The organism is Kribbella sp. NPDC049227 (assembly GCF_043197265.1).
In the GTDB taxonomy this organism is placed as follows: domain Bacteria; phylum Actinomycetota; class Actinomycetes; order Propionibacteriales; family Kribbellaceae; genus Kribbella.
The window spans coordinates 636,430-657,504 of record NZ_JBICST010000006.1 but is presented as its reverse complement, the minus strand read 5'-3'; the positions used below and the strand labels follow the sequence as shown (position 1 = coordinate 657,504).

Annotated in this window: 22 protein-coding genes; 14 read left to right on the top strand and 8 right to left on the bottom strand. The window is 68.4% G+C overall.

The annotated features are described in order from the left end of the window. Positions 1 to 9 precede the first annotated feature (9 nt). Positions 10 to 1,032 (top strand): LuxR C-terminal-related transcriptional regulator, encoded by a 1,023-nt coding sequence (locus ACGFH6_RS29140; protein WP_393390328.1) that lies wholly within the window; start codon positions 10 to 12, stop codon positions 1,030 to 1,032. Here the strand turns inward: ACGFH6_RS29140 and ACGFH6_RS29135 are convergent. Next, complete coding sequence (locus ACGFH6_RS29135; RefSeq protein ID WP_131356698.1) at positions 1,007 to 1,192, bottom strand: DUF5703 family protein; 186 nt, start codon at positions 1,190 to 1,192, stop codon at positions 1,007 to 1,009. The two genes, ACGFH6_RS29140 and ACGFH6_RS29135, sit on opposite strands and share 26 nt — an antisense overlap. A 31-nt stretch (positions 1,193 to 1,223) precedes the next feature. Then, on the bottom strand, positions 1,224 to 2,165 hold the full coding sequence (locus ACGFH6_RS29130; RefSeq protein ID WP_360446827.1) for an aldo/keto reductase: 942 nt from the start codon (positions 2,163 to 2,165) through the stop codon (positions 1,224 to 1,226). Between the two features lie 51 nt (positions 2,166 to 2,216). On the opposite strand from ACGFH6_RS29130, the gene ACGFH6_RS29125 reads away from it, so the two are divergent. Continuing rightward, positions 2,217 to 3,269: an LLM class F420-dependent oxidoreductase gene (locus tag ACGFH6_RS29125; protein WP_393390325.1), complete on the top strand. Its 1,053-nt coding sequence runs from the start codon at positions 2,217 to 2,219 to the stop codon at positions 3,267 to 3,269. Further along, positions 3,269 to 4,096 (top strand): undecaprenyl-diphosphate phosphatase, encoded by an 828-nt coding sequence (locus tag ACGFH6_RS29120; RefSeq protein WP_393390321.1) that lies wholly within the window; start codon positions 3,269 to 3,271, stop codon positions 4,094 to 4,096. Before ACGFH6_RS29125 ends, ACGFH6_RS29120 begins: the two co-directional genes overlap by 1 nt. Before the next feature lie 50 nt (positions 4,097 to 4,146). Here ACGFH6_RS29120 and ACGFH6_RS29115 read toward each other — a convergent pair whose 3' ends face one another. Beyond that, positions 4,147 to 5,118: a magnesium and cobalt transport protein CorA gene (locus ACGFH6_RS29115; RefSeq protein WP_393390318.1), complete on the bottom strand. Its 972-nt coding sequence runs from the start codon at positions 5,116 to 5,118 to the stop codon at positions 4,147 to 4,149. 49 nt (positions 5,119 to 5,167) lie between these two features. Between ACGFH6_RS29115 and ACGFH6_RS29110 the strand changes: the two genes are divergently transcribed. From ACGFH6_RS29110 to ACGFH6_RS29100, 3 genes are read left to right on the top strand one after another with little or no spacing between them, the layout of a single operon-like run. Beyond that, entirely contained in the window at positions 5,168 to 5,863 is a 696-nt protein-coding gene (locus ACGFH6_RS29110; protein ID WP_393390315.1) for a histidine phosphatase family protein, read from the top strand. A gap of 13 nt (positions 5,864 to 5,876) precedes the next feature. After that, the gene (locus ACGFH6_RS29105; RefSeq protein ID WP_393390312.1) at positions 5,877 to 6,452 is read left to right on the top strand and encodes a DUF3090 domain-containing protein; all 576 of its coding nucleotides are present in this window, start codon (positions 5,877 to 5,879) and stop codon (positions 6,450 to 6,452) included. After that, positions 6,449 to 7,240: an SCO1664 family protein gene (locus tag ACGFH6_RS29100; protein WP_393390309.1), complete on the top strand. Its 792-nt coding sequence runs from the start codon at positions 6,449 to 6,451 to the stop codon at positions 7,238 to 7,240. Before ACGFH6_RS29105 ends, ACGFH6_RS29100 begins: the two co-directional genes overlap by 4 nt. Before the next feature lie 9 nt (positions 7,241 to 7,249). On the opposite strand, the gene ACGFH6_RS29095 is transcribed toward ACGFH6_RS29100, so the two are convergent. Further along, entirely contained in the window at positions 7,250 to 7,738 is a 489-nt protein-coding gene (locus ACGFH6_RS29095) for a DUF1269 domain-containing protein (protein WP_393390306.1), read from the bottom strand. A 202-nt stretch (positions 7,739 to 7,940) separates the two neighbouring features. Between ACGFH6_RS29095 and mshC the strand changes: the two genes are divergently transcribed. Continuing rightward, positions 7,941 to 9,161, top strand: a complete 1,221-nt coding sequence (mshC, locus tag ACGFH6_RS29090; protein ID WP_393390303.1) for a cysteine--1-D-myo-inosityl 2-amino-2-deoxy-alpha-D-glucopyranoside ligase — start codon at positions 7,941 to 7,943, stop codon at positions 9,159 to 9,161. A gap of 9 nt (positions 9,162 to 9,170) precedes the next feature. Here the strand turns inward: mshC and ACGFH6_RS29085 are convergent, their stop codons facing one another. The 3 genes from ACGFH6_RS29085 to ACGFH6_RS29075 form a co-directional block, all read right to left on the bottom strand. After that, a complete protein-coding gene (locus tag ACGFH6_RS29085) occupies positions 9,171 to 10,061 on the bottom strand; it encodes a hypothetical protein (protein WP_393390301.1) in 891 nt (296 codons plus the stop codon). Positions 10,062 to 10,079: 18 nt separating this feature from the next. After that, positions 10,080 to 10,847, bottom strand: coding sequence for a L,D-transpeptidase (locus ACGFH6_RS29080; RefSeq protein ID WP_393390298.1), 768 nt, complete (start codon positions 10,845 to 10,847; stop codon positions 10,080 to 10,082). A gap of 75 nt (positions 10,848 to 10,922) precedes the next feature. Beyond that, on the bottom strand, positions 10,923 to 11,762 hold the full coding sequence (locus ACGFH6_RS29075) for a polysaccharide deacetylase family protein (RefSeq protein ID WP_393390295.1): 840 nt from the start codon (positions 11,760 to 11,762) through the stop codon (positions 10,923 to 10,925). 58 nt (positions 11,763 to 11,820) lie between these two features. Between ACGFH6_RS29075 and ACGFH6_RS29070 the strand changes: the two genes are divergently transcribed. Further along, the gene (locus tag ACGFH6_RS29070) at positions 11,821 to 12,183 is read left to right on the top strand and encodes a MerR family transcriptional regulator (RefSeq protein ID WP_393390292.1); all 363 of its coding nucleotides are present in this window, start codon (positions 11,821 to 11,823) and stop codon (positions 12,181 to 12,183) included. 170 nt (positions 12,184 to 12,353) lie between these two features. On the opposite strand, the gene ACGFH6_RS29065 is transcribed toward ACGFH6_RS29070, so the two are convergent. Beyond that, positions 12,354 to 13,202 (bottom strand): PAC2 family protein, encoded by an 849-nt coding sequence (locus ACGFH6_RS29065; RefSeq protein ID WP_393390289.1) that lies wholly within the window; start codon positions 13,200 to 13,202, stop codon positions 12,354 to 12,356. Between the two features lie 121 nt (positions 13,203 to 13,323). Between ACGFH6_RS29065 and ACGFH6_RS29060 the strand changes: the two genes are divergently transcribed. From ACGFH6_RS29060 to ACGFH6_RS29035, 6 genes are all read left to right on the top strand, one after another. Next, the gene (locus tag ACGFH6_RS29060; protein WP_393390286.1) at positions 13,324 to 14,076 is read left to right on the top strand and encodes an HAD family hydrolase; all 753 of its coding nucleotides are present in this window, start codon (positions 13,324 to 13,326) and stop codon (positions 14,074 to 14,076) included. A gap of 63 nt (positions 14,077 to 14,139) precedes the next feature. Next, positions 14,140 to 15,711 carry an ABC transporter substrate-binding protein gene (locus ACGFH6_RS29055; protein ID WP_393390283.1) on the top strand — a complete coding sequence of 524 codons (1,572 nt, stop codon included), beginning with the start codon at positions 14,140 to 14,142 and terminating at the stop codon, positions 15,709 to 15,711. A gap of 243 nt (positions 15,712 to 15,954) precedes the next feature. Beyond that, on the top strand, positions 15,955 to 16,947 hold the full coding sequence (locus ACGFH6_RS29050) for an ABC transporter permease (protein WP_393390280.1): 993 nt from the start codon (positions 15,955 to 15,957) through the stop codon (positions 16,945 to 16,947). A 66-nt stretch (positions 16,948 to 17,013) separates the two neighbouring features. Beyond that, positions 17,014 to 18,786 carry an ABC transporter substrate-binding protein gene (locus ACGFH6_RS29045; protein ID WP_393390277.1) on the top strand — a complete coding sequence of 591 codons (1,773 nt, stop codon included), beginning with the start codon at positions 17,014 to 17,016 and terminating at the stop codon, positions 18,784 to 18,786. A 102-nt stretch (positions 18,787 to 18,888) separates the two neighbouring features. Continuing rightward, the gene (locus ACGFH6_RS29040) at positions 18,889 to 19,902 is read left to right on the top strand and encodes an ABC transporter permease (RefSeq protein WP_393390275.1); all 1,014 of its coding nucleotides are present in this window, start codon (positions 18,889 to 18,891) and stop codon (positions 19,900 to 19,902) included. 80 nt (positions 19,903 to 19,982) lie between these two features. After that, positions 19,983 to 21,011, top strand: a complete 1,029-nt coding sequence (locus ACGFH6_RS29035; protein ID WP_393390567.1) for an ABC transporter ATP-binding protein — start codon at positions 19,983 to 19,985, stop codon at positions 21,009 to 21,011. The last annotated feature ends 64 nt before the right edge of the window (positions 21,012 to 21,075 follow it).

Sequence of the window (21,075 nt, the reverse complement as noted above, 5' to 3'; positions counted from 1 at the left end):
ATCGCGATCATGGGGGCGGCGGATCGCCTGGAGGTGCTGATCCAGCGCTGTTACGTGGGGCTGGACGCCGATGAGCTGCGGTCCGAGCTGCTGACCCGGCTGCGGACGCTGATGACGATCGACGCCGCGTTCTTCGCGACCGTCGACCCGGCCACCCTGCTGTTCACCTCGGCGAGCGCGGACGCGCCGCTCGGCGAGGTGACCGAGCAGTTCCTCGCGAACGAGTTCGGGCAGGCGGACGTCAACAAGTTCGTCACGCTCGCCGCCGCGCGTGATCCGGTCAGCTCGCTCACCCACGCGACGAAGGGCGACTGGCAGAGCAGCAGCCGGTACGTCGAGGTGATGCGGCCGATCGGCTTCGGTGACGAACTCCGGGCCGCGCTGATGTCGAACGGTCGCTGCTGGGGCGTCATCTGCCTGCACCGGGAGGACGCGGCGACCGGGTTCTCGGAGCAGGAGCTCCAGCTGGTACGGCGTCTTGGACCGCACGTGGCCGAGGGACTACGTCGTGGTCTACTCAGCCGGTCCGGCGACGACGGTGAGGTCGGTCCAGGCGTGATCGTGCTCGACGCCGGCCTGCACCAACTGGCGGCGAACGCGGAAGGCGAGCACTGGGTGGCCGAGTTGCAGCCGGATCGGCGGACGGAGCTACCGGTCGCCGTCAGAGCGGTCGCGGCCAGGCTGACACAAGGGCCGGCGCCTCAGCTGAAGGTCAGGACACGAGCTGGTCGATGGCTCGCACTGCATGCGTCGAGGCTCGGCGATGCCGGGCAGATGGTCGTCGTGATCGAGCCGGTGACTGGGGCGCAGCTCGGGTCGCTGCTGTTCGATCTGCACGGACTGACGCCCGCCCAGCAGCGGGTGACGGAGCTGTTGTTGCGGGGGTATTCCACGCGGCAGATCGTCGAGCGGTTGTGCCTCTCACCACACACAGTGCAGGAACACGTGCGGGCGGCGTACGACAAGGTCGGTGTCGGCAGTCGCCGCGAGCTGGTGACCGCGCTACTCAGAGGGTCCGCATCACGCGGATGATGCGGCGGCGGAGCCAGACTCGGCGAGTGCCGTCCGGATAGCGACGAAGCCGGGCCAGTTCCCAGCCGCCGTACTCGGCGTGCTCGGTCAACAACCGGCGCACCGCGCCGCGCGACTCCGTCCTGGACAACTCGAACTGCTGCAGTTCGTATTCGGCCATCCGCACCTCCACCTGCCCAACGACATCTACCTCACGACACATCCTCCAGCGCCGCCACGATGGCCGGCGGAAGAGTGAGTTCCTCCACACCGAGCACGGACTTCAGTTGCATCGCCGTCCGGGCCCCGACGATCGCCGCCGACACCCCCGGCCGGTCCCGCACCCAGGTGAGTGCCACCTCGAGCGGGGTCCAGCCGAGCCCGTCGGCGGCTCGCGCGACCGCTTCCACGATGCCCGAACCGCGGCCGTCGAGGTAGGGGTCGACGAATCTGGACAGATGCTGAGACGCCGCCCGGGAGTCCGCCGGGATGCCCGTGCGGTACTTTCCAGTCAACACACCGCGCCCAAGTGGCGACCACGCCAGTACGCCGATCCCCAGCCCGCCGGCCGCCCGGATCGCGTCCGCCTCGGCATCCCGGGCGAGCAGCGAGTACTCCACCTGGTTCGACACCGGGACCGCGCGCCCGGGCCACGCCTGCTGCCAGGTCACCGCCCTGGCCGACTTCCAGCCGGCGTAGTTCGAGACGCCGACATACCGCACCTTGCCCGAGTTCACCGCGTGGTCGAGCGCCGACAGCGTCTCCTCCAGCGGTACGTCGTCGGACCAGGTGTGCAGCTGCCACAGGTCGATGTGGTCGACGTTCAGCCGCCGCAGCGAGCCCTCCAGGTCGCGCAGCAGGGCGCCCCGGGACGTGTCGGTGATCCGCTCACCGCGGCGGACGCTGAACCCGGCCTTGGTCGCGATGACCAGGTCGTCCCGCTCCACCACGTCTCCCAGCAGCGATCCGATCAGTCGCTCGCTGTCGCCGTCGCCGTATGCCGCGGCAGTGTCGATCAGGGTGCCGCCGGCGGCCACGAACGCGGCCAACTGCTCGCGCGCCTCGTGCTCATCGGTGTCGCGGCCCCAGGACATGGTGCCCAGGCCGAGCCGGCTCACCGCCAGGCCACTGTGACCGAGATAGCGCTGCTGCATGTGCCGAGCCTATTGCGGAGCACCGACAACGGCTCGTTAGGCTCGCCTGTCATGCGACTCGGACTCAACATCGGCTTCGTCTTCGGTGGCACCGATCATCTGGATCATCTGAGGCTGGTGCAGGAGGCCGAGCGACTCGGCTTCTCGGTCACCTGGGCCGCGGAGGCGTACGGTTCGGACGCGGCCACGCTGCTGAGCTGGATCGCCGCCCAGACCTCCACCATCGACGTCGGCGCGGCGGTCTTCCAGATCCCGGCCCGGACGCCGGCGATGACCGCGATGACGGCCGCCACCCTGGACCGGCTCTCGAACGGCCGGTTCCGGCTCGGCCTCGGCGTGTCCGGCCCACAGGTGTCCGAGGGCTGGCACGGCGTCCGGTTCACTCAGCCGCTACTCAGGACGCGTGAGTACGTTGCCATCGTGAACTCCGCCCTCCGCCGCGAGACCGTGGCCTTCGAAGGCAAGTACTTCACGCTGCCGCTGCCCGACGGCCCCGGCAAGGCGCTGAAGCTGACCGTGCACCCGATCCGCGACCATGTACCCGTCTACCTCGCCGCCGTCGGCCCGAAGAACCTCGAACTGGCCGGCGAGATCGCCGACGGCTGGCTCGGTATCCTCAACGACCCCGCCTATCTGGGAGAGCAGTTGAAGCACATCAAGTCGGGTCGCGAGATCCGTCAGCAAGGACTCGACGACTTCGACGTCGTCGCGTCCGTGCCGGTGATGACCGGCGACGACCTGCACGCCGCGGCCGACCCGATCCGTGGGTACGCCGCCTTGTACATCGGCGGCATGGGCAGCCGGGAGAAGAACTTCTACAACGCCCTGGCGATCCGGATGGGGTACGCCGAGGAGGCCAAGGAGATCCAGGACCTCTACCTGGACAGGAAGCACCGCGAGGCGATGGCCGCCGTACCGCACGGGTTCATCGACTCGATCTCGCTGCTCGGCAGCAAGGAGCGGATGGCCGAGAAGCTGACCGCGTACGCCGAGGCCGGGGCGACGACCGTCGCGATCACCCCGTTCGCGTCCACCGTGGACCAGCGGATCGCCGATCTGCGCACGGTCGCCGAGGCGCTCGAACTCGCCGGAGTCGGCAACTGATGACGATCTGGGACTCCATCATCCTCGGCATCGTCGAGGGCCTGACCGAATTCCTCCCGGTCTCCAGCACCGGCCATCTGACCATCGTGGCGAAGATGCTCGGCCTGCAGATCGACGACCCGTCGATCACGGGCTTCACCGCGGTGATCCAGATCGGTGCGATCGCGGCGGTCGTGCTGTTCTTCTGGAAGGACATCCAGCGGATCGCGATCGCCTGGGTGCGCGGTCTGGTCAAGCCCGAGCACCGCGGCGAGTTCGATCACCGGATGGGCTGGTACGTGATCGTCGGCTCGACGCCGATCGTCATCGTCGGATTCCTTGCCCGCGACATCATCTCGGGCCCGCTCCGCAGCCTGTGGTGGGTGGCCGCGGCCCTGATCGGCTGGTCGGTCGTGATGGTGGCGGCCGAGCGGCTGGGCAGCAAGTCCCGGCCGCTGACCCGGATCACGCTGATCGACGCGATCGTGATGGGTCTGGTCCAGTGCCTGGCGCTGATCCCTGGCATCTCCCGTTCGGGTGCGACGATCTCGGCCGGGTTGTTCTGCGGTCTCGAACGCGTCGCGGCCACCCGGATCTCGTTCCTGCTCGGCATCCCGGCGCTGGTCGGCGCCGGCGTCTACGAACTCAAGGACGCCCTGAACGGCGACGTCGGTGCGGTGCCGCTGATCGTCGGGACCGTCGTGAGCTTCGTGGTCGCGTACGCGTCGGTCGCGTGGCTGCTGCGGTTCGTCGCCAAGCACACGATCGAGGTCTTCGCGTTCTACCGCGTCCTGCTCGGCATCGTCCTCGTAATCCTGCTCGCAACCAGCACGATCACAGCAACCTAAGGTCGTGTCTGCTGGCCCCCCGCCTACTGCGCGGGATCAGCAGACACGACCTAGAGCCAGCCGACCTTGCGGAAGAAGCGGTACATGGTGAAGCAGACGGTGGCCATCAGGAGCAGGATGCCGTAGTACCCGTAGTGCCAGGTGAGTTCGGGCATGTTGTCGAAGTTCATCCCGTAGATGCCGGCCAGCATGGTCGGCACCGCGGCGATCGCGACCCAGGCCGAGATCCGGCGCATATCGTCGTTCTGCTGGACCGAGACGCGAGCCAGGTGGGCGCCGAGCGCCGAACTGAGCAGCGTGTCGATGGACTCCGTCTGGTCGGCCACTCGGCTGACGTGGTCGGCGACGTCGCGGAAGTACGGCGCTGCCTTCGGGTTGATGCCGGGGACGCCGTGCGCGAACTGCTCCATCGGCTCGCGCAGCGGCAGGACCGCGCGGCGCATCTCGAGCACCTCGCGCTTGAGCCGGTAGATCCGCTCCGCGTCGCTGGTCCGGTCCGCGGAGAAGACCGACGACTCGATCTCGTCGACGTCGACCTCGACCGACTCGGCGACCGTCTCGTACCCGTCGACGACCGAGTCGCAGATCGCCCACAGCACGGCGGCCGGGCCGTGACCGAGCATCGAGGCACGTTCCTCGAGATCCTGCCGGGTCGTTGCCAGCTCACCGCCTTCGCCGTGCCGGACGGTCACGACGTACCGCGGGCCGATGAAGACGCTGAGCTGGCCGGTCTCGACGGCGTCGCCCTCGTCGACGTACCACAGGGTGCGGAGTACGACGACGATGGCGTCGCCGAACCGCTCGACCTTGGGTCGCTGGTGGGCCTTGAGTGCGTCCTCGACGGCGAGTTCGTGCAGGTCGAACAGCCGCTGGACGCGGCGCATCTCGGCGTCCGACGGCTCGTGCAGGCCGACCCAGCCGAAGCACTCGCCGTGGTCGTCGATGGCCTGGGCAACGGTCTCGGGGTCCTTGGGCAGGTCCTGCCGTTCGCCGTCGGCGTACACCCCGCAGTCCACGATCACAGCCCCATCATGGCACCGCGACTTGCGCACACCGGATACCGTGCAGGTCATGCCCACGGTGATTCTGGTCCGCCACGGCCGCAGCGCCGCGAACACCTCCGGCACGCTGGCCGGCCGCACTCCCGGAGTGAAGCTGGACGAGACCGGCGTGCGCCAGGCCGAGGCGGTGGCACAGCGACTGGCCGGGCTGCCGCTGGCCGCGATCGTCACCTCGCCGCTGGAGCGGTGCAAGCAGACCGCGGCCGCGATCGCGAAGCTCCACGAAGGGTTGCGTCCGGCAACGGACCGGCGGCTGACCGAGTGCGGGTACGGCGACTGGACCGGGAAGAAGATCGCCACGCTGGCGAAGGACCCGCTGTGGGCGGTCGTGCAGCAGCACCCGTCCGCGGTGACGTTCCCGGGTGGCGAGTCGATGCGGGCGATGCAGCAGCGCGCGGTCGACGCGGTCCGGGCGCACGACGCTGCGCTGGCGAAGAGCCATGGCCCCGGCGCTCTGTGGGTGGCGGTGTCGCACGGAGATGTGATCAAGGCGATCGTGGCGGACGCACTGGGACAGCACCTGGACACGTTCCAGCGGATCGTGGTCGACACGGCGTCGACGACGATCATCACCTACACCACGACCCGTCCCTTCCTGGTCCGACTCAACGACTCAGGCAGCGAACTGGAGTCCCTGATCCCCAAACCCCCGGCCAAGGGCCGCACCAAGAAGCAGTCTTCCGACGCAGTGGTCGGTGGACGGTAATAGGCTTCTGCATATGGCGCGCGTTGTTCATTCGTACGACGATCCGGATCGGTTCGTCGCCGGCACCGTGGGGGAACCCGGTGCCAGGACTTTCTTCCTGCAGGCCCGGGCCGGTGCCCGGCTGACGTCGGTGGCCTGTGAGAAGGAGCAGGTGATGGCGCTCGCGGAGCGGCTGGACGTGATGCTGGACGAGGTGGCCCGGCGCTTCGACCGGGATCCGGTCACGCCGGCCGGATCCGACGACACCGACCCGCTGGAGCAGCCGATCGAGGAGGAGTTCCGGGCCGGCACCATGACGCTGGCCTGGGAGGCCGACGCCGAGCGCGTGGTGATCGAGGTCTTCTCGGTCGTGCCCGGCGAGCAGGCCGAGCTGGAGGAGACCGACCCGGTCCAGGCCGCGATGGACTCCGAGGACGCCGAGGTGTTCATCGTCCGGATCAGCGAGGAACAGGCCCGGGCGTTCGCCCGGCGGGCCGTCGCGCTGGTCGCGTCCGGGCGGCCGAGCTGTCCGTTCTGCGGCCGGCCGATCGACCCGGAGGGGCACATCTGCCCGCGCGCCAACGGCTACCGCAGGCACCTGCCGGAATGATCGACCAGGACCTGCTCACCCATGGGGAGCTGTCCCTGCACGGCCGCCTGGTGGCCGCGTCGAACGGGACGTTCCAGGGCTCGGTGAGTCTCGAGGACCGTACGGCGACGGTGGTCTACAAACCGGTCCAGGGCGAGCGGCCGCTGTGGGACTTCCCCGACGGCACGCTGGCCCAGCGCGAGTACGCGGCGTACGTCGTGTCCGAGGCGCTGGGCTGGTCGGTCGTGCCGCCGACGCTGCTGCGGGACGGGCCGCTCGGCGAGGGCATGGTGCAGCTGTGGATCGACGAGGTCGAGCTGCCGGCGGGGGAGACCGAGCTGGTCGACATCGTGCCGCAGGGCCGGGTGCCGAAGGGGTGGGTCGGCGTCTTCGACGCGCTCGACGGCCGGCACAACCCGGTGACGCTGGTGCACGCGGACAACCTGGCACTGCAGCGGATGGCGGTGTTCGATGCCGTGGTCAACAATGCCGACCGCAAGGGCGGCCATGTGCTGAACCCGGGGGACGGCCGCGTGTTCGGGGTCGACCACGGGGTCACCTTCAACGCCGACGACAAGCTGCGGACCGTGTTGTGGGGCTGGGCCGGTGATCCGATCCCCGCCGACCTGCTGGACGACGTACGGAGGCTGGCCGACCGGCTCGCCGGCGGGCTCGGGACGCAGCTGTGCGAGCTGATCACGGCGGTCGAGCTGACCGCGACCCGCGAGCGGTGTGCGTCGCTGCTGAAGACCGGGATCTACCCGTACCCCAGCGAGGACTGGCCCGCCATCCCCTGGCCGGCGTTCTAGGTACGGGCGTCAGCGGCCGCCGAAGGTCTCCAGCAGCACCTGACGCTCGGCATCGGTGAGGTTCGTGTCGATCAGCTTGCTGTGCATGCCATGGAACCGTTCGCCCACCCGGTCGAGATCGCCCTGCTCGGTGACCACGAACAGGGCCGAGGTTCCCGGCGTGACCTCGGTGCGGATCTTCTGCAGCTGCTCCTTGGTGATGCCGGCATCCTGGGTCGACTTGCTGATCGCGCCGATCGCGGCCCCGGCGACGCCACCGATCAGCGGCACGAAGAAGAGGGCACCGAGGAGGACGCCCCACAAAGCCCCCCAGCCGGTCCCGCGCCAGGTGTCCTCGTGCCCCTGCTTGGTGGTCGGATGCGCATCGTCCTTCGGCCACGAGACGATCGCGTGATCGAGGATCTTCACCAGTCCGTCCCGCTCGCAGCCCTTGAGAACGGATTCGGCGTGCCCGGCGCCGTCCGGACCATCGAACTTCCACACCGTAAAGGCGGTCATGGTGCACTCCTTGCCGTCGATTTGCCGTCGATCGAACCGAACGCGCGCCCGGAACGCGCGGCGAGCGTCGTCGCAAACCCCATCGTGTGCGCCGAACGACCGTGCAACGTCACCCGGCCCGGATGAATCTTCGGGTGGGAGGCGACCGGAGAGTGGAACCGTGTCGCGGCACTGAAATCGGGGCTGGCATAAGCTCCAGGGCATGCAGGCGTGGACAACTCCAGACATCCCGGTCGTCCCGGGTCCGGCCCGGCGGCTGCGGCTCCACGACACCGCCTCGGGCGGACTGGTCGAGGTACCGCCGGCCGACGGCGGCACCGCCCGGATGTATGTGTGCGGCATCACGCCGTACGACGCCACGCACATGGGCCATGCGGCGACGTACGTGACGTTCGACCTGATCAACCGGATGTGGCGGGACGCCGGGTACGACGTCCGCTACACGCAGAACATCACCGACGTCGACGACCCGCTGCTCGAGCGGGCCGCCGAGACCGGGGTCGACTGGACCGACCTGGCGCACCGCGAGATCCAGCTGTTCCGCGACGACATGACCTCGCTGCGGGTGATCCCGCCGCAGCACTACATCGGCGTGGTCGAGTCGGTCGACCTGGTGGCGAACGCGGTCGACGAGCTGCGCCGGGCCGGCGCGGTCTACTCGGTCGACGGCGACCTGTACTTCGCGGTGAAGGCGGACGCGGCCTTCGGCGGCGTATCCGGGTACGACCGCCAGACGATGACGGAGCTGTTCGCCGAGCGCGGCGGCGACCCGGAGCGTGAGGGCAAGCGGGACCCGCTGGACAGTCTGCTGTGGCGTCACGAGCGCCCGGGGGAGCCGGCCTGGGACTCACCGGTCGGCCGCGGCCGGCCCGGCTGGCACGTCGAGTGCTCGGCGATCGCGCTGGAGTACCTCGGGATGTCGTTCGACGTCCAGGGCGGCGGGACCGACCTGATCTTCCCGCACCACGAGATGTCGGCCAGCGGCGCACAGGTCGCGACCGGCGAGCACCCGTTCGCCCACGCGTACGTGCACCAGGCGATGGTCGGCCTGGACGGCGAGAAGATGTCGAAGTCCAAGGGCAACCTGGTGCTGGTCTCGAACGAGCGGCGGGCCGGGTCGGACCCGATGGCTATCCGGCTGGCGCTGCTCGCCCACCACTACCGAACCGAATGGTTCTGGACCGAGTCGGAGCTGCTCGACGCACAGGAGCGGTTGGACGTCTGGCGCGGTGCGGTCAGCCGGGGTTCGGGTCCCGACGGTGCAGCCGCGGTCGACGCCGTACGGGCCGCGCTGACGAACGACCTGGACAGCGTCGCCGCGCTGTCCGCGATCGACACCTGGGCCGAGACCAACGGCGACGATCCCGAGGCGCCCGCTCTGGTGGCCCTGGCGATCGACGCCTTGCTCGGCGTCAAGCTGTAGGTGTAGCGGTCAGCCGGTCACCGGCTGGTGGGTCTTGACCGGCGTCGGGGGCGTCGCTGCCGGCGGCTCGTTGAGCTGCGGCGGCTCAGTGGTCGGCGGATGGGTCGGCTTCGGCGTGGGATGTGGCGCCGGCTTGGAGCAGGTCGCCGAGGCCAGCCGGATGACCTGCGTGCCGCCGCCGAGGTCGATCGTCAGTCCGGTGATCGTGAACGAGCCGTCCGTGCGCTTGGCCTGCTCGTTCACCGTGATGGTCGCCAGCGGCGCGGCCGGGATCGACGCGCCCTGCTTGGTGGTCGGCAGCGTGATGCGCTGACCGAGCAGGGTCAGGGCGCCGATGTCGACGCCGCCTTCGTCGCCGGAGCACCAGACGCTGACCGAGTCGATGCCGAGCAGCGAACTAGGTGGCGTGAGCAACAGGTTGCACAGGTCGGGCAGATTCTTGACCGGAAGATCCTTCGTGCTGAGCTTCGGCAGCGGCAGCCCGAGGTCAGGCAACGGGAGGTCGGGGATCGGCAGGTCGTCGGCGCCCTGCGCAGGCAGGTTGGCACAGCTCTGCTTCAACTCCGGCGGGAGCTTCACCTGGCTGAGGATGTCCGGGCCGACGACCACGTCGAACAGTTCGACCGAGGCCGAGTCGTTCCCGGCCGTCGCGTTCCCGGCGCGGACCGAGATCAGCGGGTTCGTCGGGAGCTCCAGTGCGGACGTCGTCCGTCGCTTCCCGTCGGGGGATTCGGCGTACGGCGTCTTGGCGATCGGGAACTGTCCGTCCGCGCTGACCGCGTACGCCGAGGACGGCCGGGCCGTCGCGTTGCCCTCGGGCGCGCTCGCGACCACGGTGAACGCCACGACGCCGCCGACGGCCGCGACCGTGGTGATGGTCCGCGCGAGGTCTGGTCGCATCACGGTGTCCTCAACTTTCTATTTGCTGTCGATCAGGACGAGCGTGCCGAGCGGCACCTTCTGCAGGTGGGCGAGTGCGGTCTTCGGCACCCGGACACAACCGGCGCTGATGGCGGCTCCGAACACGTCCGGCCGCGGCCAGCCGTGGATCGCGACCGTACCAGGGCCGCCACCGAACGTGTCCAGAGTGGGACTGTGCGCACCCAGGGGCAGGACGATCGGCGACGCGGATCGCTTGTCGTCGATGATCGAGCCGAGCAGGAATGTGCGGCCCGGCGGCGTCGGCGTCTTCTTCGCGCCGACCCCGGCCTTCCAGACACCGAGCCGCCGGCCGCGCTGGAACAGCTCGATCGTGCGCGCGCCGGTATGGACCTTGATCAGGTACGACGAGGACGCGCGATCGAGGTCCTCGTCCGGCAACCAGCCGGTCGAACGGTTGGGCTTGGACGGCAGCAGCACCCGGACCCAACCGTCGGTCTGCTCGACCACCGGTAGCCAGGTCTGGCCGAACTGTGTCGGCCCGATCTTGGCGAACGCGTCCGCGTCCGGCGCACTGTAGAGCGCGGTCTCGGTCCGCGGGTGCACGACCAGTCCGTCGGTCCCGGCGTACGGCCGGGGATCGAGTGGTGCGGTCGGGATCGTGGTTGCCGTTGTCGACGCGGCGAGCGTGGTCAGATCGACGGTCTCCTGCTTGTCGCCGTTGGTGAACCCGACCACGGCGACGATGCCGAGCAGGGCGAGTACAGCCAAGGCCGGAGCCGAGCTCCCGCCCTTCGCCTCGCCCATAACCCGCTCCCCGTGATCCTCGGCCCGGACGAGGATAAGCCGATCCCGACCATCACGCCAGTCTTGATGACACAGTCAGGCTGTCACATAGTGCGCCGCGATCTCGTCACTCGTGGTCAGCCAGACGTCGCTCTGCGCCGCAATGTACTCCAGCGCGAGGTCGAGGTACTTCGCCAGGAACGGCTGACCGATCACGAACGGGTGCAGCGCGAGCGCCATCACCCGGCCGCTGTCCGCGGACTCGGCCTGGAGTACGTCGTACTGGTCCTTGACCATCTGGAGGAACTCGGGCCCGGACGTACCGCGGAGGTACAGGCCGAGGTCGTTCAGCCCGAGGGTGTACGGGACGCTGAGCATGCCGGGGACGTTCAGCCGGTACGGCTGGTCGTCGTTGGTCCAGTCGAGTACGTAGCTGTAGCCGAGCTCGGACAGCAGTTGTGGGGTGTTGTCGGTCTCGGTCAGGGCGGGGCCCATCCAGCCCTTCGGCCGTCGGCCGGTCGCGGTCTCGATGGTGCCGGTGATGTCGGCGAGGATCTTGCGCTCCTCGTCCGGTGTGTAGCCGGTGTGCAGGATCGAGTTGGTCGAGCCGTGCGCGAGCCAGGCCCAGTCGCGTTCCACACCGGCCTTGATGATCTGCGGGTTGCTCTCGGCAACCATCGAGTTCACCAGCGCGCTGGCCCGGATGCCATGCCGGTCGAGGATGTCGATGGTGCGCCAGACGCCGACCCGGGCGCCGTAGTCGCGCCAGCCGTGGTTCAGCGGGTCGGGCTTCAGGTCGAGCGGCCAGATGCTGGTCGACGATTCGCCGGGGAGGAAGTGCTCGATGTTGAGGCCGACATAGAAGGCGACCCGCTTGCCGTCCGGCCAGGTCAGCCGCGGGCGTTCGGTGATGGGGCTGTAGTCGAAGAGCGTCATACCGGCAGGGTAAAATCTGACATCAGTGTCAAGTTCAAGTCCCGCGGGAGGATCGGCGATGCGGATCGGTGAGCTGGCCCGGCGGACCGGGGTGAGCGAGCGGTCGCTGCGGTACTACGAGCAGCAGGGCCTGCTGGTGTCGGAGCGGAGTCCCGGCGGACAGCGCGAGTACGCCGAGCGCGCCGTCGACCGGGTGATCCTGATCCAGGAGCTGTTCGCGGCCGGCCTGCACAGCAAGAAGATCGCTCAGCTGCTCCCGTGCATGCGCGACCCGGACGGCGGCCCGAACGAACGGGCCACCCCGCAACTCGTCACCGACCTGACCGCCGAACGCGACCGCATCGACCGGATGATCGCCGACCTGGCCACGTCCCGCGCAGTCCTGGACGACGTCATCACGACTGCCGCCCAGGAGCTGTAGACGACCTAGGCCGTGTCTGGCAATCCCCCGCCTACTGCGCGGCACTCGGCACGGCACCTCGCCGCACTGGCGCAAAGGCCACGATGCTCCGCATCGAGACCTTCGCTCCAGCACGCCGATGCACCGCACCGAGCACCTGCTCGCTACGGCGCGGGATTACCAGACACGGCCTAGTCGCTCGGATGGTTCTTGTTCCGTCGTCGTAGGTAGCGCTCGAACTCGGCGGCGATCGCGTCACCGGTGGCCTCGGGTAGGTCCGCGGTGTCGCGCTGCTCCTCGAGCGAGTGGACGTACTCGGCGACCTCCGGGTCTTCCTCGCTGAGCTCGTCGGCACCGCGCTGCCAGGCGCGGGCCAGCTCGGGCAGATCGCCTTCCGGAATCTGCAGGTCCAGCAGCGCCTCGATCTTGGTCAGCAGTGCCAGGGATGCCTTCGGGCACGGCGTACTGGCGATGTAGTGGGGGATCGCGGACCAGATCGACACCGACGGCACGCCGAGCGTGCTGCACAGGTCGGCGAAGACGCCGGTGATCCCGGTCGGGCCCTCGTACGTCGACGGCTCGAGGCTCCACGAAGCGGACAGCTCGGGGTCGGACGACGTCGCCGAGACCGGGATCGGCCGGGTGTGCGGGGAGTCCGCGAGCAGTGCGCCGAGCACCACCACGAGCTGGGCGTTCGACTCGTCGACGACCTCGAGCAGCTCCTGGCAGAAGCCGCGCCAGCGCATGTTCGGCTCGATGCCGCGGATCAGCAGCACGTCCCGGTCGGTGTCCTCGGGCCGGGCGACGTACACCCGGGTGGTCGGCCAGGTCAGCTGGCGCCCGCCGTCCTCGTCGAAGCCGACCATCGGGCGGTTCACCTGGAAGTCGTAGTAGTCCTCGGGGTCGATCGCGGTGACGAGCTCCGCGTCCCACTCGTCGATCAGATGGTCGACCGCGCCGGTGGCCGCCTCGGCCGCGTCGTTCCAGCCCTCGAACGCGGCGATCACGACCGGGTCCCTCAGGTTCGCGAGGTCAACCACTCGCAGGCCCCCTGTCGTCTGTGTGCCATCCGGCGGGGTCGCCGGAATCCGGACTGCCAGCCTACGTGGTCGCGCCGACGGGCGTGCCGGGTTTCACGCCCAGCGGAACGTGTCGCCGTCCGTGAGCCGGACCCGGCGGCGGCCGGTCCGGGTGGACCAAGGAAAATGGTTCCGCGAACCGATCGCGCCAGGCCTCACGAAGGAGCTGCACTTGCACCCGGAACAATCCCTCCAAGCGGTGCTCTGGGACATGGACGGGACCTTGGTCGACTCCGAGAAGACCTGGGCCGAGGTGCAGATCAGGTTCCTCGCCGAGCTCGGGGTGACCTGGACCGAGCAGGACTGCCTGACCCTCATCGGCAGCGACCTGCGGGACGCGGTCAAGGTCTGGATGGCGCGGGTCCCGGCCGGTGTGATCACCGCCGACGAGCTGGCCGAGCAGATGTTCGGCCGGGTGGTGGACGAGCTCCGCAAGGAAGTCAGCTTCCAGCCGGGCGCGGTCGAGCTGCTCCAGGCACTGCGCAAGGAGGACATCCCGTGCGGGCTGGTGTCGGCGTCGTACCGGGTGATGATCGACGCGGTGCTCGGCCATCTGCCGCCCGACCCGTTCGACGTGATCGTGGCCGGTGACGAGGTGACGCACGGCAAGCCGCACCCCGAGCCGTACCTGACCGCGGCCCGCAAGCTGGGCGTCGACCCGGCCCGGTGCGTGGTGATCGAGGACTCGAACACGGGGACCGAGTCCGGTACGGCGGCCGGCGCGTACGTGGTCGCCGTACCGCAGTGGGTGACGATTCCGGACGCGCCGCGACGGCTGGTGGTGCGTTCGCTCGAGCCGCTCACACCGGAGGCCCTGCGCGACCTGCTCCGTTGACGGGTTACCGTCACTTGGTGCCCTCGGGGGCGTTGTTCGGGTAGCGGGCTGGGGAAGGGTGAGATGTTGACCGAGTGGTGGCGCCGGGGTGCGGTGACGGCCGCGGTGGGTGTGCTGAGCGTGTCGTTGGCGGCGTGTGGGGAGCCGGACGACAACGCGCCGCATCCGGGTGAGCCGACACCGAAGGCGATGGTGCTCCGGCTCGCGACCACGGACCAGGTCACCTCACTGGACCCGGCCGGTCCGTACGGCGTGGGCTCGCGGACCGTCCAGGCGAACCTGTACCAGACGCTGCTGACGATCATGCCGGGCAAGCCGACGCCGGTTCCGGACGCCGCCGACTGCCAGTTCGACTCGCCGACGACGTACACCTGCAGCCTGAAGGAAGGGCTGAAGTTCCCGAACGGGCACGAACTGACCTCGTCGGACGTGAAGTTCAGCTTCGAGCGGATGCTGAAGCTGAAGACCCCGAACGGCCCGGCCCCGCTGTTCTCCACGCTGAGCTCGGTCAGCACGCCGGACGACCTCACCGCGGTGTTCCATCTGAAGAGCCCGGACGCGCGGCTGCCGTACCTGCTGACCACGACGGCCGGGTCGATCGTGGACGAGGAGTACTACCCGGCGAACAAGTTGCTCGACACCAAGGCGATGGGCAGCGGGCCGTACCAGCTGACGGCGTACCGGCCGGGGAAGCGGATCATGCTGGCCCGCTTCGACGGGTACCGCGGACCGCGCGGGCCGCAGAACGACGGCGCCGAGATCACGTTCGTGAAGGACTCGACCGCGCTGTACCAGGCGGTGACGACGGGCAAGACGGACCTGGCCTTCCATGGGTTCGGGCCGAACCTGACGGACAAGCTGCGGGCGTCGGACCGGGTCCAGCTGGTCGAGTCCGACTCCGCGGCGATCCAGTTCTATGCCTTCCATATGAAGTCGCTCACGTCGCGCAAGCTCGCCGTACGCCGTGCCTTCGCGCAGCTGCTCGACCGGCAGACGCTGGTGAAGAAGGTGTACGGCGACCAGGTCGCGCCGCTGTTCTCACTGGTGCCGCCCGGGTTCGGCGGGCAGGTGGATGCGTTCAGGACGGAGTACAAGCAGCCGAACAAGACCGCCGCGGCCGCGATCCTCAAGGAGGCCGGCATCGCCGTACCGGTGCCGCTGACAGTGGGGTGGACACCGGTGCAGTACGGCACGAGCGCGAAGGCGGAGGTGCTCGAGCTGAAGCGCCAGCTCGACGCGTCCGGGCTGTTCCGGGTGACGTTGCGGAACGCGGACTGGCCGGAGTACCAGACGCTGGCCCGCGCGGGTGCGTACGACGTCTACTACGGGAGCTGGATCCCGGAGTACCCGGATGGCGACGACTACCTCGCGCCGTTCGTCCGGGCCGGTGGCCTGTTCCAGAACGGCTACCGGTCCTCGGCGGCGGCCAAGCTGCTGCAGCAGGAAACGACGGAACAGAACGGGCTGGAACGCGACGACCTGATCGGTCAGCTACAGGGAGTGCTGGCCCAGGAGGTTCCGGCGGTCCCGGCGTGGCAGGGCCGGTTCACGGTGGCGGCCGGCAAGGACATCGAGAACGTGGCCGCGGCGCTCAATCCGCTGTCGTTCCTGTACCTGTCCGGTCTCCGCAAGTAATCACCGCCCCGTGACACAAAGATGCCATGACAGTAACGGTTCGCGAGGCTCCGGCGACCGTGGGTACGGCGCCGTGGTTTACTGCGGAATGTCCACGATACGGGACGATTTCCTGACGGTCACGATCGGGCAACGCAGCACTTTCCGCGTTTGACTCCAGCCTGTAATGGCGGCAGGTTAAGGCGGCAGCCATACCGGATCAGTCCCGGTTCCATCGAACATCGAGGCAGGGGAACCCATCGCGTGAGCACGCCACTCGAGGTCGAGCCGGGAGCATCGGCAGCGCAGCCTGAGGCCATCCTCAAGGGCGCCGGCAAGATCGAGGGTCGCTCTCTGTGGCAGATCTCCTGGATGCGGCTGAAGCGCGACAAGGTCGCGCTCGCCGGCGGCGCCTTCGTGGTCCTCCTGGTCCTGGTCGCGATCTTCGCCCCGCTGCTGTGCAAGCTCGTCGGCGTCACCCCGAACGACTTCCACCAGGACCTGGTCGACCCGTCACTGCAGACTCCGATCGGCAAGTGGGGCGGGATCAGCGCGGACCACCCGCTCGGGATCGAGCCGGTGAACGGCCGCGACATCTTCGCCCGGATCGTCTACGGCGCCCGGATCTCATTGCTGATCGCGTTCATGGCCACGATGGTGTCGGTCGTGATCGGCGTCGTGGTGGGCGTCGTCGCGGGGTACTTCGGCGGCTGGATCGACTCGCTGCTCAGCCGGGTGATGGACATCTTCCTCGCCTTCCCGCTGTTGCTGTTCGCGCTCGCGCTGGTCGGTGCCCTCCCGGACAAGCTGCTCGGCATCCAGGGCGACGCGCTGCGGGTGGCTCTGGTCATCTTCATCATCGGCTTCTTCAGCTGGCCCTACATCGGCCGGATCATCCGCGGGCAGACACTGTCGCTGCGGGAGCGGGAGTTCGTCGACGCCGCCCGGAGCCTCGGTGCCCGGCGTCCGTACATCCTGTTCACCGAGCTGCTGCCGAACCTGATCGCCCCGATCCTGGTGTACGCGACGCTGCTGATCCCGACCAACGTGCTCTTCGAGGCCGGCCTGTCGTACCTGGGTGTCGGCATCCGCCCGCCGACGGCCAGCTGGGGCGACATGCTGTCGATCGCCGCGAACTGGTACCAGGTCGACCCGATGTACATGGTCCCGCCCGGCCTGGCGATCTTCCTGACGGTGCTGGCCTTCAACCTGTTCGGCGACGGATTGCGCGACGCGCTGGACCCGCGGTCGCGATAGGACTTCTCTCCAACCAGGGAGCCCACGGATGTCACAGCTCTCACGAAAAAAGGGGTGCAACAAGAGATGAGATGGAATCGCATCAGGACGGCAACCGCCGTCAGTGCGGCCGTCGCCTTGAGCCTGGTGGCTTGCGGGGGACCGAAGGCGACGCCCGGAGGAGGGACCAGCAGCGAAGGCGCCGCCACCGCGGAGGCCAACGCGGCTGTCAACAAGGTGTTCAGCCCGAGCGACAAGAAGGGCGGCACCCTGCGGATGGCGATCACCGAGCTGTGGGACTCCACAGACCCCGGTGACACCTACTACGGCCTGTCCTGGAACCTGGTCCGCAACTATGTCCGGCCGCTGATGACGTTCAAGGCCGCTCCGGGCGCCGAGGGCGCGAAGCCGGTCCCGGACCTCGCCGAGGGTCCCGGTGTGCCGAGCGACGGCGCCAAGACCTGGACCTACAAGATCCGCAAGGGCGTGAAGTTCGAGGACGGCACCGAGGTCACCTCGAAGGACGTCAAGTACGGGGTCGCGCGTTCGCTGGACAAGGCGACGCTGCCGAGCGGTCCGACGTACTTCAACGACTTCCTGCTGGACGTCCCGGCCGGGTACAGCGTCTACAAGGACAAGTCGCTGGCCGGTGTGGCCAAGGCGATCGAGACGCCGGACGACCAGACCATCGTCTTCCACCTGAAGAAGCCGTTCGCCAGCTTCGACTACTTCGCCCAGCTCCCGTCGACGGCTCCGGTGCCACAGGCCAAGGACACCGGCGCGAAGTACAAGGAACACCCGATCTCGACCGGCCCGTACAAGTTCGAGAGCTACGACGCCAACAAGGGCATGGCGCTGATCCGCAACGATCAGTACGACGCCTCGACCGACCCGGACTCCGGCCGCAAGGCGCTGCCGGACAAGATCACGGTCGCGTTCAACGTGAACGGCACCGACATCGACAACCGGCTGATCGCCGGTGACCTCGACGTCGACATCGCCGGTACCGGCGTTCAGGCGGAGACCCAGGCGAAGGTGCTGGCCGACCCGAAGCTGAAGGCGCACACCGACAACGTGCCGGCGCCGCGACTCAACTTCACCGTGCTGAACCCCGACGTCCCGCCGCTGGACAACGTGCACTGCCGCAAGGCGGTCCTGTACGCCGCTGACCACGAGGGCTACCAGCGTGCCTACGGTGGCCCGGTGGGTGGCGACATCGCGACGAACCTGATGCCGCCGCTCGTGACCGGTGCGCAGAAGTTCGACGACTACGGCTTCGAGACCGACAAGAACGGCAACGTCGACAAGGCCAAGGACGAGCTGAAGCAGTGCGGTCAGCCGAACGGCTTCGCCACCAACATCACCTACCGGTCCGACCGGCCCAAGGAGAAGGCGGTCGCCGAGACCCTGCAGCAGTCGCTGAAGCGGGCCGGCATCAACCTGAGCACCAAGCCGTATCCGACGGGTGACTACACCAAGCTGTACGCGGGCAAGCCGGACTTCGCGAAGAACAACAAGCTCGGCCTGATCGTCTACAGCTGGGGAGCGGACTGGAGCGACGGCTTCGGCTTCCTGAGCCAGATCGTCGACAGCCGCGTGATCAAGCCGACCGGTGGTAACTCCAACCTCGGCATCAAGATCCCCGAGGTCGACCAGTTGATCGACAAGGCGCTGTCCACCACCGACGAGGCGGCGCGCAACCAGATCTGGGTCGACGTGGACAAGAAGGTCATGGAGCAGGCGGCGGCGCTGCCGGGCATCTGGGCCAAGGGCCTGCTGTACCGCCCGGACACCCTGGCCAACGTCTTCTCCAACGACGGTCAGAACATGTACGACTACGCCGCGATCGGTCTGAAGTAGTCGTCGGTTGCCCTGACCAACCATCATTTCGCCAGCAGAGGTAGGTGAAGGCTGACGGTGGCCGGTGATCAGCGATGATCACCGGCCACCACGCCGAGCACGGTGTTCGCATATCTGGTCCGCCGGGTGATCGGAGCAGTGGTCCTGCTCTTCATCGTCACGGCCGTCACGTTCGGGATCTTCTTCCTGGTACCCAAGCTCGGCGGTGCGACCGCCGACGACCTGGCGTCGCGCTACGTCGGAAAGAGCGCGGGTGAGGCACAGATCCACGACACGGCGGTGCGACTCGGCTTCACCGATCCTCTCTACGTGCAGTACGGGCGCTTCGTGAAGGGCCTGGTCGTCGGATCGGACTACGACTACGGCGCGGGGATCGAGCACTGCCCCGCTCCGTGCTTCGGCTACTCGTTCCTGACCTCGCAACCGGTCTGGCCGGACCTGGTCGCGCGAATACCGGTGACCGCCTCGCTGGCGGGCGGTGCCGCGTTCATCTGGCTGGTCTCCGGTGTCGGTACAGGCGTCGTCTCGGCACTCAGACGCGGGTCCGCCCTGGACCGATCACTCATGTCGGTGGCGCTGGCGGGTGTCTCGCTGCCGATCTTCTTCACCGGTCTGCTGGCGTTGTCGATCTTCAGTTACGGCCTCGGCTGGACCGCCCAGGGCGGCACCAATCCGCTCGACGAGACCAATCCGATCTGGTGGGCCTACGACCTGATCCTTCCCTGGTTCACGCTGGCCTTCCTCTACGCCGCGGCGTACGCACGCCTGACCCGGGCCGGCATGCTCGAGACGATGAACGAGGACTACGTCCGCACCGCCCGGGCCAAGGGCCTGACCGAACGCACGGTGGTGATCAGGCACGGCCTGCGCTCGGCGCTGACCCCGATCCTCACCATCTTCGGTCTCGACCTGGGTCTGCTGATGGGCGGCGCGATCCTCACCGAGACGACGTTCTCGCTGCCCGGGATCGGCCAGTACGCCGTGATCGCGCTGCGGGCGAACGACCTGCCCAAGGTGCTCGGCGTGACTCTGGTCGCCGCCTTCTTCATCGTGCTGGCGAACCTGATCGTCGATCTCCTGTACGCCGTCGTCGACCCGAGAGTGCGGATCTCGTGACCGAGCCCCAAGACCTGACCGGGCCCCAGGACGTGACCGGGCCCCAGGACCAGACTCCGCCGCAGGACACCGTCCAGCGGATTCCCCGCGGCGAGGCGTTCCTCGACGTCCGCGACCTCAAGGTGCACTTCCCGACCGACGACGGTCTGGTGAAGTCGGTGGACGGGATCTCGTTCAAGCTCGAGCGGGGCAAGACACTCGGCATCGTGGGGGAGTCCGGCTCCGGCAAGAGCGTGACCAGCCTGTCGATCATGGGCCTGCACCCGCCGGGTGTGGCCAACATCAGCGGCGAGATCTTCCTCGACGGCCAGGACCTGGTCTCGTCGAGCCGCGAAGAGGTCCGGCTGCTGCGCGGCAAGCGGATGGCGATGATCTTCCAGGACCCGCTGTCGGCGATGCACCCGTTCTACACCGTCGGGCAGCAGATCATCGAGGCGTACCGGGTGCACAACGACGTGAGCAAGTCGGTCGCGCGCAAGCACGCGATCGAGATGCTCGACCGGGTCGGCATCCCGCAGCCGGACCGGCGGGTTGACGCCTATCCGCACCAGTTCTCCGGCGGCATGCGGCAGCGCGCGATGATCGCGATGGCGCTGTCGTGCGACCCGGACCTGCTGATCGCGGACGAGCCGACCACGGCCCTGGACGTCACCGTCCAGGCGCAGATCCTGGACCTGATCCGGGACCTGCAGCGCGAGTTCAACTCCGCGGTCATCATCATCACCCACGACCTCGGCGTGGTCGCCGAACTGGCCGACGACATCCAGGTGATGTACGCCGGCCGCGCGGTCGAGTACAGCACCGCGGAGGACATCTTCGACCGGCCGCAGCACCCGTACACCTGGGGTCTGCTCGGCTCGATGCCGCGGATCGACCGGGAGCGCAGTGAGCGACTGATCCCGATCCAGGGCACGCCGCCCAGCCTGATCCACGTTCCGGCCGGGTGCGCGTTCAACCCACGCTGCAACTACGCCCACCTCAACGGCGGCGCCAGCGAGACCGACCGGCCCGAGTTGCTCGACACCGGTGACGGCCACATGGTTGCCTGCCATCTCTCCCCGAAGAACCGCCAGCAGGCGTGGGAGACCGACATCAAACCGAAGCTGTGAACGGGACGACGACTGTGACGACTGCTGACACCGAATCCGACGCCGTCCCGGGCGTGATCGAACC